The sequence below is a fragment of the Bacillus sp. SIMBA_008 genome, from assembly GCF_046535495.1.
In the GTDB taxonomy this organism is placed as follows: Bacteria; Bacillota; Bacilli; order Bacillales; family Bacillaceae; genus Bacillus; species Bacillus subtilis.
Genome location: NZ_JAWRWL010000603.1, coordinates 1 through 265, shown reverse-complemented (window position 1 = coordinate 265; position 265 = coordinate 1). Strand labels below are relative to the sequence as shown.

General features: G+C 60.8%; 1 protein-coding gene. It reads right to left on the bottom strand.

The window, feature by feature from the left end:
• Positions 1 to 7 precede the first annotated feature (7 nt).
• The coding region (locus tag SB658_RS24595; protein ID WP_486308215.1) for a hypothetical protein at positions 8 to 265 on the bottom strand (258 nt) is incomplete at its 5' end.

The window sequence follows — 265 nt, the reverse complement described above, 5'->3', positions numbered from 1 at the left end:
CTCTCGACTAGCCGCCCAGCAGAACTGCGGAGCCGATCTCGAACAGGCGCTCAGGCAGGTCTTCACGACGACGTAGCCGGCCGATACGCACCGCGTTTTCCACAACGGTCAATGCGGCATTGACGGTTATTCTGGCCGTCGCGGGTTCGAGCCCCGGACGAACGTCGTCGAGCATCTTGACCCACAACGCGACGTACTCACGCTGATTCTGTTCGCACGTGCGGCGGAACTTGTCCGGCAACTGGTCGAGTTCACTGATCAACAG